The organism is Streptomyces sp. NPDC060198 (assembly GCF_042728415.1).
Taxonomy (GTDB): domain Bacteria; phylum Actinomycetota; class Actinomycetes; order Streptomycetales; family Streptomycetaceae; genus Streptomyces.
This window is the reverse complement of sequence record NZ_JBHWZJ010000606.1, coordinates 1-2,560: the sequence shown is the minus strand read 5'-3', so window position 1 is coordinate 2,560 and position 2,560 is coordinate 1. Positions and strand designations below refer to the sequence as shown.

General features: G+C 70.8%; 3 protein-coding genes. 2 read left to right on the top strand and 1 reads right to left on the bottom strand.

The window, feature by feature from the left end; all coding sequences use genetic code 11:
- Positions 1 to 46: 46 nt before the first annotated feature.
- Positions 47 to 832 carry an alpha/beta hydrolase gene (locus ACFWEP_RS34015; RefSeq protein WP_387376076.1) on the bottom strand — a complete coding sequence of 262 codons (786 nt, stop codon included), beginning with the start codon at positions 830 to 832 and terminating at the stop codon, positions 47 to 49.
- A gap of 103 nt (positions 833 to 935) precedes the next feature.
- Here ACFWEP_RS34015 and ACFWEP_RS34010 point away from each other — a divergent pair, with 103 nt between their 5' ends.
- Both ACFWEP_RS34010 and ACFWEP_RS34005 read left to right on the top strand, forming a co-directional pair.
- A complete protein-coding gene (locus ACFWEP_RS34010) occupies positions 936 to 2,090 on the top strand; it encodes an adenosine deaminase (protein WP_387376074.1) in 1,155 nt (384 codons plus the stop codon).
- A 133-nt stretch (positions 2,091 to 2,223) separates the two neighbouring features.
- Positions 2,224 to 2,523, top strand: coding sequence for a hypothetical protein (locus tag ACFWEP_RS34005; protein WP_328719738.1), 300 nt, complete (start codon positions 2,224 to 2,226; stop codon positions 2,521 to 2,523).
- Positions 2,524 to 2,560 lie beyond the last annotated feature (37 nt).

Sequence of the window (2,560 nt, the reverse complement as noted above, 5' to 3'; positions counted from 1 at the left end):
CCCGCGACGATCGCGGGTGCCGCCCCGCCGGGTTCCGCGACCCGCCTCAGTGCTTCAGCGACTGCCCGAAGCCGGCGGCCAGCGGCATCCGCAGCCCGAGCGGCGGCGGCGCGGCCAGCGCGTCGGCGACCGGCCGGGCGTAGGAGCGGGCGAAGAGCGAGCCCTGGACGAAGTCGGATGCCAGCGCCACCACTTCGGCCCGGTGCTGACGGAGCGCGTGGCCGTCCGAGTGGACCTCGAAGCGGCAGATGTCGCGGTTGGCCTTCTTGGCGCGGGAGGCCAGCCGGAAGGAGAGTTCGGGGTCGGTGTGCGAGTCGTTGGTGCCGTGCACGATGAGCACCCGGCGCCCCGCGAGCTGCTTCACCGGCTCGGCGGCCGTCTCCGGTCCGGTACGCGCCGGGGCTCCGGCCCGCCCCGGCAGCCAGGGGGCCATCGCCAGTACCGCGGAGACCGCGGGGTGTCCGGCCGCGCGCAGGGCCGCCCGGCCGCCCATGCCGTGGCCGACGAGGCAGATGGGCACGTCGCCGTAGCGGCGCACCACCTCGTCCGCCGCCCACTCGGCGTCCGCCGCGGGGTCGGCGTCCTGGGCGTTCCAGCCGCGGTGGCGGTAGTGCAGGACGTGCGCCGTCAGCCCGTCCTCGCGACCGGCTCTCGCCAGGGCGCGGGCGAAAGGGAGTTGGCCCGCGTAGGTGAAGGGGGAGGGCCGGCGGTGGGATTCGACGGCTCCGTCCGGAAGCAGCAGGACGACACCGCCGACCTCCGAGGAAGGTCCCGCGGCCCGGACGGTCCGTCCGAGCCGGGCGGTGGGCGTGGGAAGCGCGCGCGTTGCCATGACAGAACATTCTCAGAAGCGCGGGTGTACTCCACCTGTCCGCACGGTCTCTGTTACGTATCTTCACTCGGTGATCTACGCGCGTAGGCGTTAGAGTGCGCAGATGACGAGCCAGCTCCGGGACGTTCCCGACGCCGAACAGATCCGCCGCGCCCCGAAGGTGCTCCTCCACGACCACCTCGACGGGGGGCTGCGCCCCGGCACCATCGTCGAACTCGCCCTGGCGCAGGGGTACGAGGACCTCCCCGAGACCGACCCGGGCAAGCTGGGCGTGTGGTTCCGCGAGGCCGCCGACTCCGGCTCGCTGGAGCGCTACCTGGAGACCTTCGCCCACACCTGCGCCGTCATGCAGACCCGCGAGGCGCTCCACCGGGTCGCCTCCGAGTGCGCCCAGGACCTCGCCGAGGACGGCGTCGTCTACGCCGAGGTCCGGTACGCCCCCGAGCAGCACCTGACCGCCGGTCTCACCCTCGAAGAGGTCGTGGAGGCGGTCAACGACGGCTTCCGCGAAGGGGAGCGGCTGGCGCGCGAGGCCGGCCGGCGCATCCGCGTCGGCGCGCTGCTCACCGCCATGCGGCATGCCGCCCGCTCACTGGAGATCGCCGAACTCGCCAACCGCTACCGGGACTCCGGGGTCGTGGGCTTCGACATCGCGGGCGCCGAGGCCGGTTTCCCTCCCACCCGCCATCTGGACGCCTTCGAGTACCTCAAGCGGGAGAACAACCACTTCACCATCCACGCCGGCGAGGCGTTCGGCCTCCCGTCGATCTGGCAGGCCCTCCAGTGGTGCGGCGCCGACCGGCTCGGCCACGGGGTCCGGATCATCGACGACATCGAGGTCGCCGAGGACGGCACGGTCAAGCTCGGCCGCCTCGCCGGCTACGTACGCGACAAGCGCATCCCGCTGGAGCTGTGCCCCACCTCGAACCTCCAGACCGGCGCCGCCCCCTCCTACGCGGAGCACCCGATCGGTCTGCTGCGTACCCTGCACTTCCGCGTCACGGTCAATACCGACAACCGCTTGATGAGCGGGACCAGTATGAGCCAGGAATTCGAGCGACTGACCGAAACGTTCGGATACACGCTCGATGACATGCAGTGGTTCACCGTCAATGCGATGAAATCAGCATTCATTCCTTTCGATGAACGTCTCGCGATGATCAACGACGTGGTCAAGCCGGGATACGCCGAACTGAAGTCCGCATGGCTGTTCAGTCAGACCGCCGCGACCAGCGTTTCCTCACTCGAACAGGGCTGAACACGCATGTTCCGAAAGGGCCGGGGAAAACATTTCCCGGGCCTTTTCCGCGTGTCGCGCCATTTGCGGAGCGGGGAGCGGGGTGACTAGTTTGCAGAGCCGCTCGCATCCCCTTTCCCCAAGGATGAATGTCATGAAGCTCTCCTCCGCCCGCATCCTCGGTGTCGCCGCTCTCGGTGCCGCTTTCGCCGCTGCCGCAGCCGGCAGCGCGTCCGCTGCCCCGGCGCTCCCGCTCGACGCGGGCTCCTCCCTGCCCATCTCCACCGACGCGCTGGCCAACCTCGGCCAGACCGCGTCGACCCTCCCGGTCAAGGAGACCACCGGCAGCCTCCTCGGCGGCAAGGCCACCGATGCCGCCAAGCCCGTCACCCAGCTGCTCGGCGGACTGCCGACCAAGGGTCTGACCGCGAACGGCCTCCCGATCGGCGGCTGACCCGGCGCCCGCCAGGGCTGCGGAAACGACAGTGGCC